The organism is Streptomyces sp. NPDC049541, from assembly GCF_044465725.1.
Lineage (GTDB): Bacteria > Actinomycetota > Actinomycetes > Streptomycetales > Streptomycetaceae > Streptomyces.
Window position 1 is genome coordinate 521,688 of sequence record NZ_JBITLY010000003.1, and the last position, 22,045, is coordinate 543,732.

Consider the following 22,045-nt stretch of genomic DNA (forward strand, 5'->3'; position numbering starts at 1 on the left):
ACCGTGGCTGCGGGTAGCGCTCCTGTCCACCCGGACGACAGTGTGTGGAGCTGACGTGACCACTCCACCCGACGACCGCTCCTTCCGCCGCGAAATGGCCACGGCCTACCGCTCCGGCTGGCACTTCATCGACCTTGTCACCGCGATCCCCCACTCCGGTGACTCGCTGATGGTGACCGTCTTCGGTGAGCCGGTCGTCGTCACGCGCGACGAGGACGAGGACGTACGGGCGTACCGGTGTCTGCGGCGGCCTCGGGGGGCGCCGCAGCCTGTGCGATGTGCCATTCGGTACGGAATGATCTTTGTGAATCTCGACCAACGAGACCACCGGCTGGTGGAACCGGAAACCCCCCAAGTTCGGACCATCTCAGCCACCCCCCGCAGTGCCTGACGCGAATCCCCCGTCGTAACAGTTCGCTCAGGTGCTTCCCCCCGCAGCGGCGTCACCGTGACCTGAACACGGTGACGCCGCTGCAGTTTTGCGGGACATTTCCGGGTATCGGCATATTCGGCCGCCGTCGGGTACTGGCTGGAAACGGCCCCCGGCGTCACGGCGGCCCCAGTCGTCATACGAGGCCCATCGCCCGCGTCAGCTCGATCTCGATCACCACACGTGACGGGTTCGGCCCGGGTGTGCGCCGGTAGCGCTCGGCGTACCGCCGCACCGCCTCCGCGACCCGCTCCGGCTCGGTCCGTACCACGGCCAGCCCTTCCAGCGTCGCCCAGCGCCGGCCGTCCACCTGGCACACCGCGACCCGGGCACCCTGCTCGCCGGCCGCCAGCACGTTCAGCACCTTGGCGCTCGTACGGTTCGTGATCACCCGGGCGAGACCGGCGCCGGGATCGTAGGTGACCCCGACGGGCACCACGTGCGGGCTGCCGTCCGGGCGCGGGGTGGTCAGCGTGCACAGGTGCCGTTCCCGCCAGAAGTCGAGGTACGCGGCGTCGGGGGCACCCGGGTCCTGCGAATAGGTCGCCATGGTCCCGGAACTTAGCCCCCGTGCTCTCCCGGACGCCTCCTTGAGTGGAATAGACTCAACTTTGTGTACGCTGACTGAGTCAGTACTGGGAGACGCGGCCGACGGCTGACATCAGGAGGAGAACGCGACAGTGGACGCCGAGCTGACCAACCGGAGCCGGGGCGCCCTCAGGGCGGCCGAGCAGCGGGCCCTGACCGACGGGCACGCCGACCTCACCCCGGCGCACCTGCTCCTGGCCCTGCTGCAGGGCCAGGACAACGAGAACATCACCGACCTGCTGGCCGCGGTCGACGCCGACCAGGCGGCCGTACGGGCCGGAGCGGAGAAGATCCTCGCCGGGCTGCCCAGCGTGACCGGCTCGACCGTCGCGCCCCCGCAGGCGAACCGCGAGCTGCTCGCCGTGATCGCGGACGCCGCCGAGCGGGCCAGGGACCTCGGCGACGAGTACCTCTCCACCGAGCACCTGCTCATCGGCATCGCCGCGAAGGGCGGCGCCGCCGGTGACGTACTGTCCGGGCAGGGGGCCGGTGCGAAGAAGCTGCAGGAGGCCTTCCAGCAGGCGAGGGGAGGACGCCGGGTGACCACAGCGGACCCGGAGGGCCAGTACAAGGCCCTGGAGAAGTTCGGCACGGACTTCACGGCCGCGGCACGCGAGGGCCGGCTCGACCCGGTCATCGGCCGCGACCAGGAGATCCGCCGCGTCGTACAGGTTCTCTCGCGCCGTACGAAGAACAACCCGGTCCTCATCGGCGAGCCCGGCGTCGGCAAGACCGCCGTCGTCGAGGGCCTCGCCCAGCGGATCGTCAAGGGCGACGTACCGGAGTCCCTCAAGGACAAGCGGCTGGTCGCGCTCGACCTCGGCGCGATGGTCGCGGGCGCGAAGTACCGCGGCGAGTTCGAGGAGCGGCTGAAGACCGTCCTGGCCGAGATCAAGGACTCGGACGGCCAGATCATCACCTTCATCGACGAGCTGCACACCGTCGTGGGCGCGGGCGCCGGCGGCGACTCCGCCATGGACGCCGGCAACATGCTGAAGCCGATGCTGGCGCGCGGCGAGCTGCGCATGGTCGGCGCCACGACCCTCGACGAGTACCGCGAGCGCATCGAGAAGGACCCGGCCCTGGAGCGCCGCTTCCAGCAGGTCCTCGTCTCCGAGCCCACCGTCGAGGACACCATCGCGATCCTGCGCGGGCTCAAGGGCCGCTACGAGGCCCACCACAAGGTCCAGATCGCCGACAGCGCGCTGGTCGCCGCCGCGACCCTCTCCGACCGCTACATCACCTCCCGCTTCCTGCCCGACAAGGCCATCGACCTGGTCGACGAGTCGGCCTCCCGCCTGCGCATGGAGATCGACTCGTCCCCCGTGGAGATCGACGAACTCCAGCGCGCCGTGGACCGGTTGAAGATGGAGGAGCTGGCGCTGGAGAAGGAGACCGACCCGGCCTCCCGTGAGCGCCTGGAGCGGCTGCGCCGCGACCTCGCCGACAAGGAGGAGGAGCTGCGGGGCCTCACCGCCCGCTGGGAGAAGGAGAAGCAGTCCCTCAACCGCGTCGGTGAACTGAAGGAGAAGCTCGACGAGCTGCGCGGACAGGCCGAACGGGCCCAGCGCGACGGCGACTTCGACACCGCCTCCAAGCTCCTCTACGGCGAGATCCCCACCCTGGAAAGGGACCTGGAGGCCGCCTCGGAGGCCGAGGAGGAGGTGTCCAAGGACACCATGGTCAAGGACGAGGTCGGCTCCGACGACATCGCGGACGTCGTCGCCGCCTGGACCGGCATCCCCGCCGGCCGCCTCCTGGAGGGCGAGACGCAGAAGCTCCTGCGCATGGAGGAGGAGCTGGGCAAGCGCCTGATCGGCCAGCAGGAGGCCGTGCGGGCCGTCTCCGACGCCGTCCGCCGCACCCGCGCCGGCATCGCCGACCCGGACCGCCCGACCGGCTCCTTCCTCTTCCTCGGCCCGACGGGCGTCGGCAAGACCGAACTCGCCAAGGCACTCGCCGACTTCCTCTTCGACGACGAGCGGGCCATGGTCCGCATCGACATGTCGGAGTACGGCGAGAAGCACAGCGTGGCCCGCCTGGTCGGTGCCCCGCCCGGCTACGTCGGCTACGAGGAGGGCGGCCAGCTGACGGAGGCGGTGCGCAGGCGCCCGTACTCCGTGGTCCTGCTGGACGAGGTCGAGAAGGCCCACCCGGAGGTCTTCGACGTCCTCCTCCAGGTGCTGGACGACGGCCGTCTGACGGACGGCCAGGGCCGCACGGTCGACTTCCGCAACACGATCCTGGTCCTGACCTCCAACCTCGGCAGCCAGTTCCTGGTCGACCCGTTGACCAGCGAGGCCGAGAAGAAGGAGCAGGTCCTGGAGGTGGTCCGGACGTCCTTCAAGCCGGAGTTCCTCAACCGCCTCGACGACCTGGTGGTCTTCTCGGCGCTGACCAAGCCCGAGCTGAAGCGCATCGCCAAGCTCCAGATCGACCGTCTGGCCAAGCGCCTGGCGGAGCGGCGTCTCACCCTGGAGATCACCGACGAGGCGCTGGACTGGCTCGCCACGGAGGGCCTGGACCCGGCCTACGGCGCCCGCCCGCTGCGCCGCCTCGTCCAGACCGCCATCGGCGACCGCCTCGCCAAGGAGATCCTCTCCGGCGAGGTCAAGGACGGCGACACGGTCCGGGTGGACGCGTTCGGGGAGGGGCTGATCGTGGGGCCGGCCACCGGCAAGACGCTGTGACCAGCCAGATCCCGCCGCATGTCATACCTCGGTCATGGCGAGGTACACGGTGACGAAGAACCAGACGGCGAACACCAGACATCCCAGCCACAAGGCCCACAGCAACCAGCGCAACGCTCTCGGTAGACGCACGGAGGGATCATCGCACCGGCTTGCCACCCCCCTCCCCGCATGGGGGAGGATGGCGGCATCCGTACGAAGGGAAAAACACGGTGAGCATCGACCCGTCCTCGATTCCGAACTTCGGGGGCCAGCCCGAGCCGCAGCCCCAAGGACCGGCGGGCCCCGTCGTCCCGGATCAGGACCTCGTGAAGCAGCTCCTCGACCAGATGGAGCTCAAGTACGTCGTCGACGACGAGGGTGACCTCGCGGCGCCGTGGGAGCAGTTCCGTACGTACTTCATGTTCCGCGGCGAGGACGAACAGCAGGTCTTCTCGGTGCGGACGTTCTACGACCGCCCCCACCAGATCGACGAGAAGCCGCAGCTGCTGGAGTCTATCGACGACTGGAACCGGCGGACCCTGTGGCCCAAGGTCTACAGCCACACCCACGACGACGGCACCGTCCGGCTGATCGGTGAGGCGCAGATGCTGATCGGCACCGGCGTCAGCCTGGAGCACTTCGTCTCCTCCACGGTCAGCTGGGTGCGGGCCGCCATCGAGTTCGACAAGTGGCTCGTCGAGCAGCTCGGCCTCGAAGAGGAGATCAACGAGGCGGACGAGAAGCCCGGGGACGACGAGGAGTAGTCCTCCTAAAGGGGCATCTGGGCGATCACGACCAGATACGCCCCGTATACGAACGAGAGCCCGGCCAGGGCGGCGACCACCACGGTCGCGTGCCACGGCCGGGCTCTCGCCGTACGGACGAGGGCCTGGGCGAGGGGCAGCAGGAGCGGGAAGGCGGGGAGCAGGAAGCGGGGCTTCGACTCGAAGAAGCCGGAGCCGCCGAGCGCGATCAGCAGCAGCACGCCGCTGTGGACGAGGAGGGGGAGCGGGGTGCGGTCGGCGAGCAGGAGGGCGTACAGCACGACGCCCGCCGCCACGATCACCATCGTCATCGGGAAGACGAACCGGTCCCCGTGCAGCAGCAGGTGCTTCACGAACTGGAGCGAGCCGTGCCCGAAGTCGAACCGGGAGCCCCACTGCCGCTGCACCGCGAAGTAGCCACCGAGGAGATCACCCTCGTGGTGCCCGACCCACAGGATGTACGCCGTCCACCCGGTCGGGGCGAGCGCGGCGCCCGTCCACAGCCTGTGGGAAACCTTGCGGCGCTCACGAAGGCACCGCCACGCCTCGCAGGCAGCCGCCGCGAGCACCGCCGCGGCGACCGCGAACCCGTTGGGCCGGGCCAGCCCCGCGAGCGCCGCCAGCGAACCCGCCCACACCCAGCGACCGGCCAGCACCGCGTACAGCGACCAGGCGGCGAACGCGGTCAGCAAGGGCTCGGTGTACGCCATGGACAGCACCACGGAGTGCGGCAGCAGCGCCCACAGCAGCACCAGCGCGAACGCGACGGCACGGCCGTGCAGCCGGGCGCCGATGGCGTAGATCCCGCAGGCGGCGACGGCGGCCGCGGTCCAGGACAGCACCAGCCCGGACGCGCCCCCGCCCAGCGGGCTCACCGCGCGCAGGGCCCGCACCAGCGCCGGGTAGAGCGGGAAGAACGCCATGTCGCTGAACATGACCCCCGTGCGGGGGTGCTGGATGCGGCCGTACCCGTGGGCGGCGATCCCCAGGTACCACACGGAGTCCCAGGACCGCCCGAGCAGCCCGAGGGCGTCCCGGCCGGTGGTCGCCCGGGCCACCAGGGCCAGCGTGGCGACACCGAGCAGCCGGACGGCGAGGAACAGACCGAGCGCGGTGGCCATGGCCGCCACCCGGGTCGCATGGACACGCCCCTGGGCGGCAGGCTCCGCGACGGCGGAACGAGTGAGGGTGCTGGCGTGGGTCACACCGGCACAGTGCAGGGTGAACCAGGCATGCGCGAGCGCTGGGCGTCCGGCCGGGTACGGTCTTGCGGCGCTCGGCGTGGCGGCGTGACAGGCCCCGGATCAGCCCGCGAGTGCCTTGAGCCGCTTGGCCGCCTCCTCCAGGACCGCCGTCTGCTTGCAGAACGCGAACCGGACGAACGGGGCGCCCGCCTCGCGGTGGTCGTAGAACACGGCGTTCGGGATGGCGACGACGCCGGCGCGCTCCGGCAGGGCGCGGCAGAAGGCGAACTCGTCGGTCTCGCCCAGGGGGCGGATGTCCGTGGTGATGAAGTAGGTGCCGGCGGGCTGGAAGACCTTGAAGCCCGCGTCCGAGAGGCCCGCCGCCAGCAGGTCCCGCTTGGCCAGCATGTCCTCGCGGAAGGCGGTGAAGTAGCTGTCGGAGAGCGCCAGCGCCTCGGCGACGGCGTACTGGAAGGGGCCGGAGGAGACGTACGTCAGGAACTGCTTCGCGGAGCGGACCGCTGAGACCAGCCCCGGGGCCGCCGTCACCCAGGCGACTCCTCGTTCGCGCACTCATTCGCATGAGGGCCCGGCCTGCAGGGCTGCATCCCCGAGCGACGATGAGCTGTTGTGTACACATGGGACACTTGGTACCCTTGGGTGCATGACGCAGCCCATGCCCATAGAGTCGATCCGCGATGTCCGGGCACACCTGGCCGAGGTCGTGGAGCGGGCCGACCGGGACGACGTGCCTACCGTCATCACCCGGCGCGGCAAGCAGGTCGCCGCCGTGGTGTCCATCGAGGTGCTGCGCAAATACCAGGAGTGGGAAGAGCGCGAGATCAACCGGATCATCGACGAGCGCATGACCAACCCGGCACCCGGCATCCCGATCGAGGACATCATGAGGGAGACGCTGGCGCGCAGTGAGTGAGTACCGCACCGTCTTCCGAGCCGAGGCTCAGGCCGAACTCCGCAAGGTGCCGCGAGACATGGCCCTCCGTATTTTGGCCAAGCTGACTGAGCTGGAGAACGACCCGATGGGGCTCAACACCACGGCCCTCGTCTCCCAGCCCGACCGGCGCCGCCTGCGGGTAGGCGACTACCGCGTGCTCTACACAATCGACAACGGTGAGCTGGTGGTGTGGGTCGTACACGTCGGGCATCGCTCCACTGTCTATGACACCTGAGCACTCCTGACATCGGCTCGGAATATCCAGAACCGATCCAGCACGGGATCAAGGAAGTGGCCGGGCCCGTAACAGCCTGCACCGCAGACGATGCAGGCGCAAGGCCGACCGGAGTGAGAGGGGAGACCATGCTGCAGGAAGGCGACATGCGGTTTCGTGTCGCCGAAGCGCTCGCCCGCATCGTGGCCATGCGTCGCGATGGTGTCTGCTGACACGTGACTCCTCCGGTGCGGGGCCGAGCATCACGGAGGAGTCCAGACCGTTCGGCTGCTACGCGGCCAGTGACTTGAGCCGGGATGCCGCCTCCTCCAGCACGCTTGTCCGCTTGCAGAAAGCAAATCGAACAAAGGGTGCGCCTTGCTCGCGATGGTCGTAGAAGACCGCGTTGGGGATCGCGACCACGCCCGCGCGCTCAGGCAGGGCCCGGCAGAAGGCGAAGCCGTCACTCTCGCCGAGAGGGCGGATGTCGGTGGTGATGAAATACGTGCCCGAGGGTCGGAACACCTTGAAGCCCGCCTCCGTGAGCCCCGCCGACAAGAGATCCCGCTTGACCCGCATGTCGTCGCGGAACGCCTCGAAATATGAGTCCGGCAGGCGCAGCGCCTCCGCGACCGCGTACTGGAAGGGCCCGGAGGCCACGTACGTCAGGAACTGCTTCGCGGAGCGGACCGCTGAGACCAGCCCCGGGGCCGCCGTCACCCAGCCGACCTTCCAGCCGGTGAAGGAGAAGGTCTTGCCGGCCGAGCCGATGGTGACCGTCCGGTCGCGCATGCCCGGGAAGGCCGCGAGCGGCAGGTGCTCGGCGGCGTCGAAGACCAGGTGCTCGTAGACCTCGTCGGTGACGACCAGCAGGTCGCGCTCCACCGCCAGCTCGGCGATCGCGGTCAGCTCCTCACGGGTGAGGACCGTGCCGGTGGGGTTGTGCGGGGTGTTGACGAGCAGCAGGCGGGTGCGGTCGGTGACGGCGGCGCGCAGCTCGTCGAGGTCCAGGCGGAAGGAATCTTCATGCGGACGCAGGGTGACCGGCACCCTGGTCCCGCCCGCCATGGCGATGCAGGCCGCGTACGAGTCGTAGTACGGCTCGAGGGCGATCACCTCGTCGCCGGGCTCCAGCAGGGCGAGGAGGGTGGCGGCGATCGCCTCGGTGGCGCCGGCGGTGACCAGGACCTCGGTGTCGGGGTCGTACGTCAGGCCGTAGCGGCGCTCCTGGTGGGCGGCGATCGCCGTGCGCAGCTCGGGGACGCCGGGGCCCGGCGGGTACTGGTTGCCGCGCCCGTCGCGCAGGGCCCGTACGGCGGCCTCACGGACCTCCTCGGGGCCGTCCGTGTCGGGGAAGCCCTGGCCCAGGTTGATGGAGCCGGTCTGCACGGCCAGGGCGGACATCTCGGCGAAGATCGTCGTCCCGAACTCGGCGAGGCGGCGGTTGAGGAGGGGGCGGGTGCTGGAGGTCATGCCGGTCATCCTGCGCCCCGGCTGCGCAGTTCCTCAACTCACCGCTTGCACGACTGGTACCGGGCGATCGCCTTCCGCAGTTCGGTCCGCTCGGCCTTCGGCAGCTCGGCACCCTGCGTGAACGCCATGAGGTGCTCGGCGACGACCCGCAGCTTGGTGTTGGTGCGCTGCGACACGTCACGCAGGACCCGCCAGGCCTCCTCCGGCGCTATCCGTCCGAGCACCACGACGGCACCGATGGCCTGGTCGACGATCGCGTGCGAGCTGACCGCCTGCTCCAGCTGTGCGCACTCCGCTTCGAGACGCTCGTACTCCATGGCCAGATCGGTGGCGGACAGGAACTTCAGGGGCCGCGATCGGGAGACCGCAAAGAAGGCCATGAGTGGCTCTCCACTGGGCGAGGGCGGGCACTGGGCTCTGTGTGGTCCTGCTGCCCCGGGCAGGGTCTTGTACACGCATGCTCTGAAGTTCCTCAACTCTGCTTTGACCGCCGGGACCGCCGGGCATCCCCCGTGCACGCAAGAAGCGAGGCACCCACGGGGGGCTGCTTCGGGGGATTTCGAAAGGACGGTGGCGCCATGGTTACCGGCTTCATCGTGGTGGCGGTCGTGATCGCGTTCGTGGCGGTCGTCGTGAAGGCAGCGGGCAGGGGTGGGGGGAAGTCGTTCGGCGGGGGGAGCCGGAGCGGCTCGGGCCGGAGCAGCGGGAGCAGCAGCTGGTGGGCCGGCGGGGGTGACGCCGGCTCTTCGGGCGGGCACCACTCCGGAGGTCATCACTCCGGGGGGCACCACTCCTGCGGGGGCGGTCACTCCTCCTGCGGGGGCGGTCACTCGTCCTGTGGGGGTGGGTCGTCCTGCGGTGGTGGTGGGGGATGCGGCGGAGGCAGCTGACACGGGGCAGCCGAGCTCCGCGGGGGAACCGCATACTCCCCTGTCACACCCGTCGAGCACCCGCCGGAGCGCACGCCTCGGCGGGTGCTCCTGTGCTCCGGCGTACGCCACGGCCGCCGTGGCGTACGCCGTGGTTGAACAGTTGAGCAGTGGAGCCCTCTGAGGGATGGAAACCCCACGAAGTTGGGTAAAAACGCTGTGACGGCGCCACCGTTCATGATTCCCTCTAAAACGCCGGTGCGGTCCTCGGACGTCCTGCTGAGACCTTCCTGACCTCCCTGATCTCCCGACTGGGCCGACCGGGCCGTCCGGGCCGATCCCCCGGAGTCGCCCGGTGTGCCGGACCCCCCACGCCTTCCTCCTTACCTTTCTTTGTGTGCCAGCGGAGAGCCGACCCATGCTCACGACCCTGAACACCTCATACACCGACACGCGCGCGGCCGACCTCGCCTGGGCCCTCGGGCGTGAGCCGCTTCCTGCGCTGGCCACGCTCGACCTCGAACTGGCGGGGGCCAAGCTCCAGTTGAGACTCCTCGGCGCATCCCATCAGGTGCTCCTGGAGGAACAGCGGGGCACTTGTTCGGAGACGGTGGCGTGCATGCCGGGCAGCAGCACCCCGCTGCCGCTGGGTGTCGCCAAACGGATGGGCGACTGGGAGTACGAGTTCGCGGCCCGGGTGGAGGTCCTGACGCCGGGGTCGTTCGCGGGGCGCGCGCAGGAGTTGCTCGCGCTGGTCTCCGACCATCCGCACGGTCTTGCGGGCGTCTTTCCGGGCAGCCCGCACGCCTTCACCGCACTGCTGGCCCAGTGGCACGAGGGCCAGGTCCACTGGCGGACCTGGCACGCGTACCCGCAGGACGGGCAGTTGGTGGCGACACGGACCCGGGTGGGAGCCCGTGTTCCCGCCCCGCAGGTCGGCCCGCCGGCCGCCTGACCCGAACACGCGGTCTCAAACACGCGGGAACGAACTGTCAGCCAGTTCCACACGTGTGGGTGACGAAGCGTGAAGTTGCAGTGACGTAACGTCGCAGTCGTGATCGAACCGCACGCGCCGGCACCACCCGGCTCCCCGCCCCCCTGGGCGGGCCCGGCGCGGCTGCCCGTCCAGCCGAGCACCGGACGGTTCCTGGTGCTCGCATGCGTCTTCGTCTGCGCGGCCTGCGGACTCGTGTACGAGCTCGAACTCGTCGCCCTGGCCTCGTACTTGATCGGCGACTCGGTCACGCAGGCCTCGGTCGTCCTGTCGGTCATGGTGTTCGCCATGGGCATCGGCTCGCTCGCCGCGAAGCGGCTGCGCTGGCGTGCCGCGGCCGCCTTCGGCGCGATCGAGGCGACGCTCGCGCTGGTCGGCGGCTGCAGCGCGATGGCCCTGTACGCGGTGTTCGCGTGGACCGGCGACTGGGGCGGCCTGTGGGCGAGCGGCCCCCGCTGGCTGCTGGTCGCCTTCTCCCTCACCATCGGTCTGCTGATCGGCGCCGAAGTCCCCTTGCTGATGGAGCTGATCCAGCGCATTCGGCGGCAGGACGCAGGCGGTGCGGTGGCCGACCTGTTCGCCGCGGACTACGTCGGCGCGCTGGTGGGCGGTCTCGCCTTCCCGTTCCTGCTGCTGCCCCTGCTGGGCCAGTTGACCGGCGCGCTGATCACCGGCGCGGTCAACGCGGTCGCGGGCGGCACCCTCGTCCTCGGCCTGTTCCGCCGCGACCTCAGCCGCCGTACCCGCTGGCTGCTGCTGATCGCCAACCTCACGGTGCTCGGCCTCCTCGGGGCCGCCGCCGTCCTGGTCGACGACTTCGAGCAGGCGGCCAGGCACGCGGTGTACGGCCATGACGTGCGCGTGGCCCTGCAGACCGGCACCCAGGAGATCGTCCTCACCGGCGGTACCGACGGCCGCCCCCTCGCCCTCTTCCTCGACGGCCGTCTGAGGGTCGGCAGCGACGAACTCCGGTACCACGAGGCCCTGGTGCACCCCGCGATGAACGGCCCGCACGCGCGCGTGCTGATCCTCGGTGGCGGTGACGGCCTGGCCGCCCGCGAAGTGCTGCGCCACGCGGGCGTGCGGAGCGTCGACGTCGTCGAACTCGACACCGGCGTCGTCCGGTTGGCCCGCCGCGACCCGGCCCTGTCGAAGCTGAACCGCCACGCCTACGACGACCCACGCGTGCGCGTGACGACCGCCGACGCCTTCCGCTGGCTGCGTACGGCGCCCACCTCGACGTACGACGTGGTGATCTCCGACCTCCCCGACCCGGGCATCACGGCCAGCACCAAGCTGTACTCCCAGGAGTTCTACGGCCTCGCCCGGCGCGCCCTCGCGCCCGGTGGCCGCCTGGTGGTGCACGCCGGGCCGTTCGCCACCCGCCCGCGGGTGTTCTGGACGGTGGTCGCGACCCTGCGCGCCGCCGGTCTGCACACCGCCCCCTACCGGGTGGGCGGCCGCGACTCCGGCTTCGCCGCGGGCCCCGACCGCACGGCCGACGCCTCCCGCGCGGCGCGCGACTGGGGGTTCGTCCTGGCCTCGGCCCGTACGACCCCGCCCCTCGGCCTCGACCCGCACGCCCCGCAACCGCGGACCCTGACCCCGGCGTCCCTCGCGGCGGACGGCAGGGCGGCGGCGGCCGCACGCATCCCGGGCCTCCCGGCGTCGACGCTGGTCCACCCCCGGTACTGAAGCCGGCCACGGCAGCACTTTCGGGGTGCAGCCCGCGCCCACGTGCCGCCCGGCGGCGACGACACCGACGCGCGGTCACTTTCGTCCAACGCGGGTGCATGCGGCGGACGTCTGGGTAGGCTCCGTCGACATGGAGCATGAGGTGTTCGTTCCGGTTGTGGCCCGGCGGCTGAGGGAGGCCCTCGCCGACCCCGCGCAGGTGGCCCGGGCGGTTCCCGGGCTCCAGCAGGACGCGGGCGCCGAGCCCCTCACCGGACGGCTGAAGATGCGCGTCGGCAGCCACTCCGTCACCTACCGCGGCACCCTCCGCATCACCCCGCGGGACGACGGTTCCTACGCCGCCGAGGGTGACGCCACCGAGACCCGCGGCACCGGCTCGGTCAAGCTCGCCCTCACCCTCCTCGTGGAGGAGGCCGACGGCGGCTCCCGGCTGACCTTCGAGGGCACGGCCTCCGCCGACGGCCGCCTCACCGAACTGCCGGCCGAACAGGTCGCGTCGGCCGCCACCCGCCTGCTGAACCGTTTCGTGGAGAGCCTGGCGGCGGGCGCGGGGGACGAAGGCGCTCAGGAGCAGCCCGAGGCGCACGAGGAACCCGAGGAGACCGAGCCGCTCGTCACCCAGGAGTTCGAGCCCAAGGCGACCAGCGACTTCGAAACGACCCCGGACGCCGACGACCCGCCCGCCCCCGCCGCCGAGCACACCTCGGTCCACGGCACCGAGGTTCCCCCGCCGTCCCTCGACCCGCTCGCCGCGGACATCGGGGACACCGACGACGCCACCGAGGGCGCACCCCCCGCCGAAGCGGCCCACGCCCGCCGCACGATGATCGGCCGCAGCGCGGAGGAGGTCGACCACGCCCCGCCCCGCGGCCGCTACGCCCCGGTCCCCGCCCCGCAGACGGTCTCCCCCGGCTCCTCCCTGCGCTGGGCGGCCCCGGCGGCGGCCGTCCTGGTCGCGTCGGCGATCGTCGTGGGCCGGCTGCTGCGCAGGCGACACTGACGGCGGTCTTGATCGCCCCAGTAGGGTCGTCCCGTGAGTAACGAAGACATCACGCTGACCGCGGGCGACGCGGAGGTGACCGTGCAGCCGGGCAACGGCGGCCGGGTCGGAGGACTGCGCGTCGGCGGCATGGAACTGCTCCGCCAGGGCGACCGTTTCGGCTGCTTCCCGATGGTCCCCTGGTGCGGGCGGATCCGCGAGGGCCGCTTCCGGGACGGCGCCACCGTCCACCAGATGCCCCTCAACTCCCCGCCGCACGCCATCCACGGCACCGTCCGCGACGGCGCCTGGCGCCCCGCGCGCGTGAACACCGACGAGGCCGTCCTCACGTACGACCTGGTCGAGCCCTGGCCCTACGCGGGGCGCGTCACCCAGCAGTTCACGCTCACGCCCGACGCCCTGACCCTGACGATGTCCGTGGAGACGATCGACTCGTCCTTCCCGGCGCAGATCGGCTGGCACCCCTGGTTCAACCGGAACCTCGGCGGCAAGGACGTACAGCTCGACTTCACCCCCGCCTGGCAGGAGGAGCGCGGCGAGGACCATCTGCCCACCGGCAGCCGCGTCGATCCGCGCCCCGGCCCCTGGGACGACTGCTTCGGGATGCCCGGCGGCGTCGACGTCACCCTCACCTGGCCCGGTCAGCTGGAGCTGAAGGTCACCAGCCGCGAGGAGTGGGTCGTCGTCTACGACGAGCAGCAGGAGGCCGTCTGCGTGGAACCCCAGACCGGTCCGCCCAACGGCCTGAACACCCTCCCTCGCCTGGTCACGCCGCTGGAGCCGCTCGAGGCCTCGACCACCTGGACCTGGCGCCGCCTTTAAGCTGGCAGGCATGACGACGGACGTACGTGGCGAGCTGCTGCAGCAGATCAAGGACAAGGCCGTGGTGCACGGCAAGGTGACCCTCTCCTCGGGTCTGGAGGCCGACTACTACGTCGACCTGCGCCGCATCACCCTTGACGGTGAGGCCGCCCCGCTGGTCGGACAGGTGCTCCTGGACCTGACCGCCGACCTCGACTTCGACGCGGTGGGCGGTCTCACCATGGGCGCCGACCCGGTCGCCGCCGCGATCCTGCACGCGGCCGCCGCCCGCGGCAAGCGCGTCGACGCCTTCGTCGTACGCAAGGCGGCCAAGGCGCACGGGCTGCAGCGCCGCGTCGAGGGCCCGGAGATCAAGGGCCGCCGGGTGCTGGTCGTCGAGGACACCTCCACCACCGGCGGCTCCCCGCTGACCGCCGTCGAGGCGGTGCGTGAGGCGGGCGCCGAGGTCGTCGCCGTCGCCACGATCGTCGACCGTGCGACCGGTGCCGCCGAGAAGATCCAGGAGGGTGCCGGAGTGCCCTACCGCTACGCCTACTCCAAGGACGAACTCGGACTCGACTGAGCTACTCCCGGGTACGTCGACCGCGTTGTCCACAAGCCGGACACGGCGGGCAAAGCATCAGGCCAAGTCTGGAAAGATGGGCCCGACGATGACGTCACCACCCAAGGTCTAGGTCAGGGCCGTAGTACGCAGCACGCCAACCCGCACATACCAAGGAGCGGACAGATGCCCATCGCAACTCCCGAGGTCTACAACGAGATGCTGGACCGGGCGAAGGCAGGCAAGTTCGCCTACCCGGCGATCAACGTGACCTCGACCCAGACCCTGCACGCGGCCCTGCGCGGTTTCGCGGAGGCGGAGAGCGACGGCATCATCCAGATCTCGACGGGTGGCGCCGAGTTCCTGGGCGGTCAGTACAGCAAGGAGATGGTGACCGGCGCGGTCGCCCTCGCCGAGTTCGCGCACATCGTGGCCGAGAAGTACCCGGTCACGGTCGCCCTGCACACGGACCACTGCCCCAAGGACAAGCTCGACGGGTACGTACGTCCGCTGCTCGCGGTCTCCGAGGAGCGCGTCAAGGCCGGCGGCAACCCGCTCTTCCAGTCGCACATGTGGGACGGCTCCGCGGAGACCCTCGCCGACAACCTGGCCATCGCCCAGGAGCTCCTGGAGCGCGCCCGCGCCGCGAAGATCATCCTCGAGGTCGAGATCACCCCGACCGGCGGCGAGGAGGACGGCGTCTCGCACGAGATCAACGACTCCCTGTACACGACGGTCGACGACGCCATCCGTACGGCCGAGGCGCTGGGCCTCGGCGAGAAGGGCCGCTACCTGCTGGCCGCGTCCTTCGGCAACGTGCACGGCGTGTACAAGCCGGGCAACGTCGTCCTCCGCCCCGACCTGCTGAAGGAGCTGAACGACGGGGTGGCCGCCAAGTTCGGCAAGGCATCCCCGTTCGACTTCGTCTTCCACGGCGGCTCCGGCTCCACGGAGGAGGAGATCCGCACCGCGCTGGAGAACGGCGTGGTCAAGATGAACATCGACACGGACACGCAGTACGCCTTCACGCGTCCCGTCGCCGACCACATGTTCCGCAACTACGACGGCGTCCTGAAGGTCGACGGCGAGGTCGGCTCCAAGAAGACCTACGACCCGCGCACCTGGGGCAAGCTGGCCGAGGCGAGCATGGCCGCCCGTGTCGTCGAGGCCACGCAGAACCTGCGCTCGGCGGGCACGAAGATCAAGTAACCCCGGGGGAAACCTCTCGGGAACTCACGAGCCCGGCGTCTGTGCCACGACGCCGGGCTCGCGTATACCTGGGGCATGCCCGACGTCCGGATCGCCACCCCGCAGGGCAAGTGGATCCTGCTGACCACCGTGCTCGGCTCCAGCATGGCCATGCTGGACTCGACCGTCGTCAATGTCGCCCTGCCGCGCATCGGCCGCGACCTGGACGCGAACCTCGCCGCCCTCCAGTGGACGGTCAACGCGTACATGCTCACCCTGGCCGGGCTGATCCTGCTCGGCGGCTCCCTCGGCGACCACTACGGCCGCCGCAAGATCTTCGTGATCGGGGTGGTGTGGTTCGCGTCGGCCTCCCTGCTGTGCGGGCTCGCGCCGAACGCGGGCGTGCTCGTCGCGGCCCGCGCGCTGCAGGGGGTGGGCGGGGCGCTCCTCACCCCCGGTTCCCTCGCGTTGATCCAGGCGTCCTTCCACCCCGACGACCGGGGCCGGGCGGTGGGCCTGTGGTCCGGCTTCGGCGGGATCGGCGCGGCGGTCGGCCCGTTCCTGGGCGGCTGGCTGGTGGACGGCCCGGGCTGGCGCTGGGTCTTCCTGCTCAACGTCCCGCTGGCGCTGCTGTGCGCCCCCATCGCCGTACGCCACGTCCCCGAATCCGCCGACGGGCGCACGCACGGCCGCTTCGACGTGCTCGGCGCGGTCCTCGGCGCCCTCGCGCTCGCCCTGGTGACGTACGCCCTGATCGAGGCCCGGCAGGGCTCCCTCGTGGTCGCCGTCACGGCGGTGGCCGGGCTGGCCGCGGGCGTGGCCTTCGTCCAGGTCGAGAAGCGGCGCCCGGATCCGATGATGCCGCCGGCCATCTTCAAGTCCCGCGAGTTCACAGCCGTCAACCTGGTCACGCTCTGCGTCTACGCGGCCTTCGGCGGGTTCTTCTTCCTCACCGCCCTGCAGCTCCAGGTCGCCGTGGGCTGGTCGCCGCTCGCCGCCGGTACGGCCCTGCTGCCGACGACCGCCCTGATGCTGCTGTTCTCCGCCCGCTCGGGCGCCCTCGCCGATCGCATCGGGCCGCGCATCCCGCTCACCGTCGGCCCGCTCCTGTGCGCGGCCGGGATGCTGCTGATGCTGCGGGTCGGCCCGGGCGCCTCGTACGTGCTCGACGTCCTGCCCGCCGTACTGGTCCTCGGCGCCGGAATGGTCACCCTGGTGGCACCGCTGACGGCCACCGTCCTCGCCTCCGTGGACACCGCGCGGGCGGGCCTGGCCAGCGGCATCAACAACGCGGCGGCCCGCGCGGCCGGTCTGATCGCGGTGGCCGCACTGCCGCTGCTCGCGGGCATGGGCCCGGAGGCGTACCTCTCCCCGGCCGCCTTCGACGACGCCTTCCACCGGGCGATGCTGATCTGCGCCGGCGTCCTGGTGCTCGGCTCGGTGGTGGCCCTCGCGACCGTACGATCGCTGCCGCCGGGCTGCCGCCGCCCGGAGTGCCGTACGCACGGCTCGGTGGTGTCTCCACCGCTGGAGGGGCAGCGGGCGTAGGTCTTTCAGCCCGTCCGGCGTTTGAGGACGAGGCTCTTCAAGGGCCGACAGCGGGGGCCTGAGGGTAGGCAGCCCCCAGCAGGGGCGACACTGGTTCACATGTCGATTCACGAGAACCTCCTCGGGGGCCCGCCCCCGACCCACCTCCCCGACGACCCAGCGCCCCGCGAGCTCCTCGCGAACGGCACCGCGCCCGCGGACGTCGCCGCCAAGTACCCCACGTCCTCGCTGGCCTGGGCCCAGCTGGCCGACGAGGCGTTCGAGCGGGGCAGCGTCGTGGAGTCGTACGCCTACGCCCGTACGGGCTACCACCGCGGCCTGGACGCCCTGCGCCGCAGCGGCTGGAAGGGCCACGGCCCGGTGCCCTGGGAGCATGAGCCGAACCGCGGCTTCCTGCGCGCCCTGCACGCCCTCGCCCGCGCCGCCGGATCCATCGGCGAGCAGGAGGAGTACGAGCGCTGCACCCAGTTCCTGAAGGACTCCTCGCCGACGGCGGCCCAGACCCTGGGCTAGCCTCCGCCGCTGTTTCCTCTCGGGCCCGCCCGGTGCGATCGGGCGGGCCTTGCGCTGCGCCGAGCAGCGTCCTGCGGAGGCCGCCGGATCAGTAGTAGCGGCTCATGATGTCGGTGGCCCAGTCCGGCTGGCTGGTGGGGCCCTGGGGGCCGAACTCGCTCATGTAGGGCTTGATGTCGAGGACGGGGGTGCCGTCCACGGCGTCGAGGCCCTGGACGTGCAGGTCGAGTCCGTCGGTGCGCACCAGGCGGCAGCGGGAGACGCCGAGGCGGTTGGGGCGGTTCTTGCCGCGCTGCGCGAAGATGCCGACCATCGGCCAGTCGGTGTTGCCCCGCGGATGGCGGGCACCGGTCTCGATCTTCGCCACGGGCACGCGGTCGAAGTGGTAGACGATCTCCAGGTGGGAGAAGGCGTCCAGACCCGCGAGCGCGTCCGCGTCGAACTGCTCGTCGTCCAGGCGGATGACGGCCTCGACCTTCCCCCAGTCGTCGTCACGGACCTCCTCGCGTCCGCCGACCACCCGGCCCACCGGGACGGAGACCACCTCGGACGAGGTGCTCTTCTCAGACATCTGCCGTGCCTTTCGTCGAAGCGCGAGATCGGGTGCTGTGCGGCGCCCGAGCGTACTGCAGGCCCTCGGGCGACCGGGCGGGGCGGTGACCGGGCGGACCTTGCGTTCCGGGCGGACCATCGAAGAAGATGCCCGGCGGGGACCGGGGCCCCCGTGTCGGTAACGGCAGGGGCGGACCGCTACCCGGAGCAACAACAGGAGACAGCGATGTCCCACCAGGCTCAGCCCCACGAGGCTTCGGAGCCCGAGACCCCGCATCTCGACTTCGCAGGCACGACGCCCTATGAGGACTACGTCAAGGCGGACGTGCTCACCCACCTCCAGCACACCCTCTCCGACGACCCCGGAGAGATGGTCTTCCTGGTCACCACCCAGGTGATGGAGCTGTGGTTCACGGTGATCGTCCACGAGTGGGAGACCGCGGCGCACGCCCTGCGCTGCGACGACGTGCCGACCGCCGTCGCGGCGCTGAAGCGTTCGGTACGGGAGCTGGAGGCGCTGAACGCCTCCTGGAAGCCGCTCGGCCAGCTGACCCCGGCCCAGTTCAACTCGTACCGGAGTGCGCTCGGCGAGGGGTCCGGCTTCCAGTCGGCGATGTACCGCCGGATGGAGTTCCTGCTCGGTGAGAAGTCCGCGTCCATGCTGGTCCCGCACCGCGGCGCACCCCGGGTCCACGCCGAACTGGAGAAGGCCCTCGCCGAGCCGAGCCTCTACGACGAGGTGCTGCGGCTGATGGCGCGGCGCGGCTGCGCGATCCCCGCATCCGTGCTGCGCCGCGACGTCTCACGGCGGTACGAGCCGTCGGAGGCCGTCGAGGCCGCCTGGACCGCGATCTACGCGGGCGACGAGAACGCCGAGCTCGCCCGCCTCGGCGAGGCGCTGACCGACGTCGCCGAGCTGGTGTGGCGATGGCGCAACGACCATCTGGTCGCCACCCGCCGCGCGATGGGCTCCAAGCCCGGCACGGGCGGCTCGGCGGGTGTCGCCTGGCTGGAGAAGCGCGCGCAGAAGAACGTGTTCCCCGAGCTGTGGACGGCGAGGTCTCATGTCTGAGCTGACGGCACGTGCGCAGGAACTCGACGCCGCCGACGAACTGGCCGGAGCGCGCAAGCAGTTCGTGCTGGACGAGGTGGTGTACCTGGACGGGAACTCGCTCGGCGCCCTGCCGGCCGCGGTCCCGGGCAGGGTCGACGACGTCGTACGCAGGCAGTGGGGTGCGCTCCGTATCCGTTCCTGGGACGAGAGCGGCTGGTGGACGGCGCCCGAGCGGATCGGCGACCGGATCGCCCCGCTGGTCGGGGCGGCGGCCGGGCAGATCGTCGTGGGCGACTCGACAAGTGTCAACGTTTTCAAGGCACTTGTGGGAGGGGTGCGGCTGGTGTCCGGGACCAGCCGGGACGAGATCCTCGTGGACGCGACGACGTTCCCCACCGACGGCTACATCGCCGGGTCGGCGGCCCGCATGACCGGGTGCACGCTGCGTCCGGTGGCCCCGGCGGAGGTGCCGGACGCGCTGTCCGGTCGTACGGCCGCCGTCCTGCTGAACCACGTCGACTACCGCACGGGCCGCCTGCACGACCTGCCCTCGCTGACCGCCGCCGTGCACGAGGCGGGCGCGGTGGCCGTCTGGGACCTGTGCCACAGCGCGGGCGCGCTGCCGGTCGGGCTGGACGAGCACGGCGTCGACCTGGCGGTCGGCTGCACCTACAAGTACCTGAACGGCGGCCCGGGCTCTCCCGCGTACCTGTACGTGCGCCGGGACCTCCAGGACCGCTTCGACTCCCCGCTCCCCGGCTGGAACTCCCACGCGGAACCCTTCGGGATGCGGCCCGGGTACGAACCGGCGTCCGGTGCCCTGCGCGGCCGGGTCGGCACGCCGGACATCCTGTCCATGCTCGCCCTGGAGGCGGCGCTGGAGGTCTGGGACGGGGTCCCGATCGAGGCGGTGCGGGCCAAGTCCCTGGCGCTGACGGACTTCTTCCTGGAGTGCGTGTCGGCGTACGTCCCCGAGGGGCGGGTGGAGACGCTGACCCCTCTCGCCCACCGGGAGCGCGGCAGCCAGGTGGCGCTGCGCTGCGCCGACGCCGGGGACGTGATGAAGCGGCTGATCGAGCGGGGGGTGATCGGGGACTTCCGGCACCCGGACGTCCTGCGGTTCGGGTTCACACCGCTGTACGTCGGGTTCGGGGACGTGGAGCGGGCGGCGCGGGTGCTGGGCCAGACGCTCGGCGATCTCGCCGGATAGCCCCGCGAGGCTTGTGGCCGGGCGGTCCGGGGCGGCTTCGGCGGCCGCGGAGGTGCCCGGCCCACGGGCTACAGAACCGTTTCCCCTCACCGAGCGTGACATCCCCGTGTCGGCCCACGTCACCGGCCTGATACCGTCCCCGCCAACGGCCGGTTTCCCTCCCTGGGCCGCCACACGTCAATCCCGTTATGTCGCTGAGAGGTTGGAGCATGCCGGACGACGCCGCAGCTGCCCGGGCCGCCGCCGAGGAGGAGTCGGCGTTCTCGCACCCGGCGGTCGATCCCGACTCCACCGCCGCGTACGGTGACCACCCCGACCAGCTGATCGACTTCTACGCCCCGCGCACCGACGTGGTGCCCGGCGCCCTCGCCCCGCTGGTCGTCGTGTTGCACGGCGGCGCGTGGCGGGCGCCGTACGACCGCCGGCACATCTCGCCGTTCGCGGACTTCCTGGCCCGGCGGGGTTTCGCGGTGGCCAGTGTGGAGTACCGGCGGGGGAGTGCGATCCCGGCCCAGGGCGGCAGCCCTGTCGCGGGGCGCTGGCCGGAGACCTTCGACGACGTCGCCGCCGCGCTGGACGCGCTGCCCGCCCTCGTACGGCAGTACCTTCCGGGGGCCGACCCGCGCCGCATGGTGATCACCGGGCACTCGGCCGGCGGCCATCTCGCCCTGTGGGGGGCGGCCCGCCATCTGCTGCCCGCCGACGCCCCCTGGCGCATCGACCGCCCGGCACCGCTGCGCGGGGTCGTCGCCCTGGCCCCGATCGCCGACTTCGAGGTCGCCGAGAAACTGGACGTGTGCGGGGGCGCTTCGCGTCAGCTGCTGGGCGGCGACGAGAAGTTCGCCGAGCGCCGCCCGTACGCGGATCCCTCGCTCCTCCTCCCCACGGGCATCGCGACCACCCTGGTCCAGGGCCGCACGGACCTCACCGTCCCGCAGGCGGTCGCCGAGTCGTACGCCGACGCGGCAGCGAAGGCCGGCGAGGTCGTGGGCCTCACGCTCCTGGAGGACGTGGGCCACTTCCCCCTCATCGACCCGGCGGCGGACGCCTGCGCGGTGGTCGCGGAAGAAATCGCCCAACTGGCCTGGTGACCCGCCCCCTTACATACCCGTAGTACTTGAGAGCTACCTCCCAGGACAGCTCCCTGGCGGGACGCGGACGACAGGTGACACTCCGTGACTTCCCTTCCAGGCAAGCCCGATGGCCGGGCGAAACTGGAGGGGTCCCGACCATGGGGCTGAAAACGGGGGCAACGGAGACGGCAACTGGCGGATCAGACAGCCGCCGCAGCCTGTGGGCAGCGGCGGCGGCTGAGGGGGCGCCTTCGGGCCGTCCGGGCGGCACCCGGCAAGCGCTGGCAACCGAACCCGCGCCATCTCAGGCCCAGCGCCGCCGCAACCACAGATGGCGCCGAGCTGCTCGCGCCCGGCATCACCCGGCGGTTGATCGCCCAGTTCTCCCGCCTGGACGGCAAACCCCGTCCCCCGCTGAAGGAACGCGTCGGCGATCTGACCGAGCGCGAGACGGAGGTCCTCGCACTGATCGCGCAGGGCCTGTCGAACGCGGAGATCGCCCAGCGCCTGGTCGTCGCCGAGCAGACCGTGAAGACCCATGTGGGCCGCATCCTGGTGAAGCTGGGCCTCAGGGACCGCATGCAGGCGGCGGTGTTCGCGTACGAGTCGGGCCTGGTGCGTCCGTCCGGCTACTGACCCGTCGGTCCCGCGGCCCGTACGCGTAGTACCTGAGAGGGAGCCCGAAGGACCCTTCTCACTGGTGACG

The 22,045-nt window shown here is 71.3% G+C and carries 21 protein-coding genes and 2 pseudogenes; 17 read left to right on the top strand and 6 right to left on the bottom strand.

Annotation, left to right across the window (positions count from 1 at the left end; all coding sequences use genetic code 11):
* Positions 1 to 55: 55 nt before the first annotated feature.
* Positions 56 to 391 carry a hypothetical protein gene (locus tag ACIBW9_RS14695; protein ID WP_099934290.1) on the top strand — a complete coding sequence of 112 codons (336 nt, stop codon included), beginning with the start codon at positions 56 to 58 and terminating at the stop codon, positions 389 to 391.
* Between the two features lie 175 nt (positions 392 to 566).
* On the opposite strand, the gene ACIBW9_RS14700 is transcribed toward ACIBW9_RS14695, so the two are convergent.
* Entirely contained in the window at positions 567 to 980 is a 414-nt protein-coding gene (locus ACIBW9_RS14700; protein ID WP_398954816.1) for a pyridoxamine 5'-phosphate oxidase family protein, read from the bottom strand.
* A 130-nt stretch (positions 981 to 1,110) separates the two neighbouring features.
* Between ACIBW9_RS14700 and clpB the strand changes: the two genes are divergently transcribed.
* Both clpB and ACIBW9_RS14710 read left to right on the top strand, forming a co-directional pair.
* The gene (gene clpB, locus ACIBW9_RS14705; protein ID WP_398954818.1) at positions 1,111 to 3,708 is read left to right on the top strand and encodes an ATP-dependent chaperone ClpB; all 2,598 of its coding nucleotides are present in this window, start codon (positions 1,111 to 1,113) and stop codon (positions 3,706 to 3,708) included.
* Between the two features lie 212 nt (positions 3,709 to 3,920).
* The gene (locus ACIBW9_RS14710) at positions 3,921 to 4,454 is read left to right on the top strand and encodes a YbjN domain-containing protein (RefSeq protein ID WP_115906855.1); all 534 of its coding nucleotides are present in this window, start codon (positions 3,921 to 3,923) and stop codon (positions 4,452 to 4,454) included.
* A 5-nt stretch (positions 4,455 to 4,459) separates the two neighbouring features.
* Here ACIBW9_RS14710 and ACIBW9_RS14715 read toward each other — a convergent pair whose 3' ends face one another.
* Together ACIBW9_RS14715 and ACIBW9_RS14720 are read right to left on the bottom strand one after the other, a co-directional pair.
* Positions 4,460 to 5,659 carry a mannosyltransferase family protein gene (locus tag ACIBW9_RS14715; RefSeq protein ID WP_398954820.1) on the bottom strand — a complete coding sequence of 400 codons (1,200 nt, stop codon included), beginning with the start codon at positions 5,657 to 5,659 and terminating at the stop codon, positions 4,460 to 4,462.
* A 99-nt stretch (positions 5,660 to 5,758) separates the two neighbouring features.
* Positions 5,759 to 6,196 (bottom strand): annotated as a pseudogene (locus ACIBW9_RS14720) (aminotransferase class I/II-fold pyridoxal phosphate-dependent enzyme); the annotation flags it as partial.
* Between the two features lie 106 nt (positions 6,197 to 6,302).
* Between ACIBW9_RS14720 and ACIBW9_RS14725 the strand changes: the two are divergent.
* Both ACIBW9_RS14725 and ACIBW9_RS14730 read left to right on the top strand, forming a co-directional pair.
* A complete protein-coding gene (locus ACIBW9_RS14725) occupies positions 6,303 to 6,572 on the top strand; it encodes a type II toxin-antitoxin system Phd/YefM family antitoxin (protein WP_005483715.1) in 270 nt (89 codons plus the stop codon).
* The gene (locus ACIBW9_RS14730; RefSeq protein ID WP_398954823.1) at positions 6,565 to 6,828 is read left to right on the top strand and encodes a type II toxin-antitoxin system RelE/ParE family toxin; all 264 of its coding nucleotides are present in this window, start codon (positions 6,565 to 6,567) and stop codon (positions 6,826 to 6,828) included. Before ACIBW9_RS14725 ends, ACIBW9_RS14730 begins: the two co-directional genes overlap by 8 nt.
* Before the next feature lie 270 nt (positions 6,829 to 7,098).
* Here ACIBW9_RS14730 and ACIBW9_RS14735 read toward each other — a convergent pair whose 3' ends face one another.
* Positions 7,099 to 8,289, bottom strand: coding sequence for a pyridoxal phosphate-dependent aminotransferase (locus ACIBW9_RS14735; RefSeq protein ID WP_398954825.1), 1,191 nt, complete (start codon positions 8,287 to 8,289; stop codon positions 7,099 to 7,101).
* A 29-nt stretch (positions 8,290 to 8,318) separates the two neighbouring features.
* Positions 8,319 to 8,660: an ANTAR domain-containing protein gene (locus ACIBW9_RS14740; protein ID WP_398954826.1), complete on the bottom strand. Its 342-nt coding sequence runs from the start codon at positions 8,658 to 8,660 to the stop codon at positions 8,319 to 8,321.
* Between the two features lie 907 nt (positions 8,661 to 9,567).
* On the opposite strand from ACIBW9_RS14740, the gene ACIBW9_RS14745 reads away from it, so the two are divergent.
* From ACIBW9_RS14745 to ACIBW9_RS14780, 8 genes are all read left to right on the top strand, one after another.
* Entirely contained in the window at positions 9,568 to 10,104 is a 537-nt protein-coding gene (locus ACIBW9_RS14745) for a DUF2617 family protein (protein ID WP_398954828.1), read from the top strand.
* 99 nt (positions 10,105 to 10,203) lie between these two features.
* Complete coding sequence (locus ACIBW9_RS14750; RefSeq protein WP_398954830.1) at positions 10,204 to 11,838, top strand: polyamine aminopropyltransferase; 1,635 nt, start codon at positions 10,204 to 10,206, stop codon at positions 11,836 to 11,838.
* A 130-nt stretch (positions 11,839 to 11,968) separates the two neighbouring features.
* Complete coding sequence (locus ACIBW9_RS14755; protein ID WP_398954832.1) at positions 11,969 to 12,838, top strand: SRPBCC domain-containing protein; 870 nt, start codon at positions 11,969 to 11,971, stop codon at positions 12,836 to 12,838.
* 33 nt (positions 12,839 to 12,871) lie between these two features.
* On the top strand, positions 12,872 to 13,660 hold the full coding sequence (locus ACIBW9_RS14760) for an aldose 1-epimerase (RefSeq protein ID WP_398954835.1): 789 nt from the start codon (positions 12,872 to 12,874) through the stop codon (positions 13,658 to 13,660).
* Between the two features lie 10 nt (positions 13,661 to 13,670).
* Complete coding sequence (gene pyrE / locus ACIBW9_RS14765; RefSeq protein WP_398954837.1) at positions 13,671 to 14,222, top strand: orotate phosphoribosyltransferase; 552 nt, start codon at positions 13,671 to 13,673, stop codon at positions 14,220 to 14,222.
* Positions 14,223 to 14,387: 165 nt separating this feature from the next.
* The gene (fbaA, locus tag ACIBW9_RS14770; RefSeq protein ID WP_389072221.1) at positions 14,388 to 15,410 is read left to right on the top strand and encodes a class II fructose-bisphosphate aldolase; all 1,023 of its coding nucleotides are present in this window, start codon (positions 14,388 to 14,390) and stop codon (positions 15,408 to 15,410) included.
* Between the two features lie 75 nt (positions 15,411 to 15,485).
* A complete protein-coding gene (locus ACIBW9_RS14775; RefSeq protein ID WP_398954839.1) occupies positions 15,486 to 16,937 on the top strand; it encodes an MFS transporter in 1,452 nt (483 codons plus the stop codon).
* 99 nt (positions 16,938 to 17,036) lie between these two features.
* Positions 17,037 to 17,450, top strand: a complete 414-nt coding sequence (locus tag ACIBW9_RS14780; RefSeq protein ID WP_115906844.1) for a DUF3151 domain-containing protein — start codon at positions 17,037 to 17,039, stop codon at positions 17,448 to 17,450.
* Between the two features lie 88 nt (positions 17,451 to 17,538).
* Here ACIBW9_RS14780 and ACIBW9_RS14785 read toward each other — a convergent pair whose 3' ends face one another.
* A complete protein-coding gene (locus ACIBW9_RS14785) occupies positions 17,539 to 18,021 on the bottom strand; it encodes an SAM-dependent methyltransferase (RefSeq protein WP_398954841.1) in 483 nt (160 codons plus the stop codon).
* Between the two features lie 207 nt (positions 18,022 to 18,228).
* Here ACIBW9_RS14785 and ACIBW9_RS14790 point away from each other — a divergent pair, with 207 nt between their 5' ends.
* From ACIBW9_RS14790 to ACIBW9_RS14805, 4 genes and pseudogenes are all read left to right on the top strand, one after another.
* Positions 18,229 to 19,074 carry a tryptophan 2,3-dioxygenase family protein gene (locus ACIBW9_RS14790; protein ID WP_398954843.1) on the top strand — a complete coding sequence of 282 codons (846 nt, stop codon included), beginning with the start codon at positions 18,229 to 18,231 and terminating at the stop codon, positions 19,072 to 19,074.
* Entirely contained in the window at positions 19,067 to 20,266 is a 1,200-nt protein-coding gene (kynU, locus tag ACIBW9_RS14795) for a kynureninase (RefSeq protein ID WP_398954845.1), read from the top strand. Before ACIBW9_RS14790 ends, kynU begins: the two co-directional genes overlap by 8 nt.
* Positions 20,267 to 20,475: 209 nt before the next feature.
* The gene (locus ACIBW9_RS14800) at positions 20,476 to 21,357 is read left to right on the top strand and encodes an alpha/beta hydrolase (RefSeq protein WP_398954847.1); all 882 of its coding nucleotides are present in this window, start codon (positions 20,476 to 20,478) and stop codon (positions 21,355 to 21,357) included.
* A 315-nt stretch (positions 21,358 to 21,672) separates the two neighbouring features.
* Positions 21,673 to 21,975: pseudogene (locus ACIBW9_RS14805) on the top strand (response regulator transcription factor); the annotation flags it as partial.
* Positions 21,976 to 22,045: the final 70 nt, after the last annotated feature.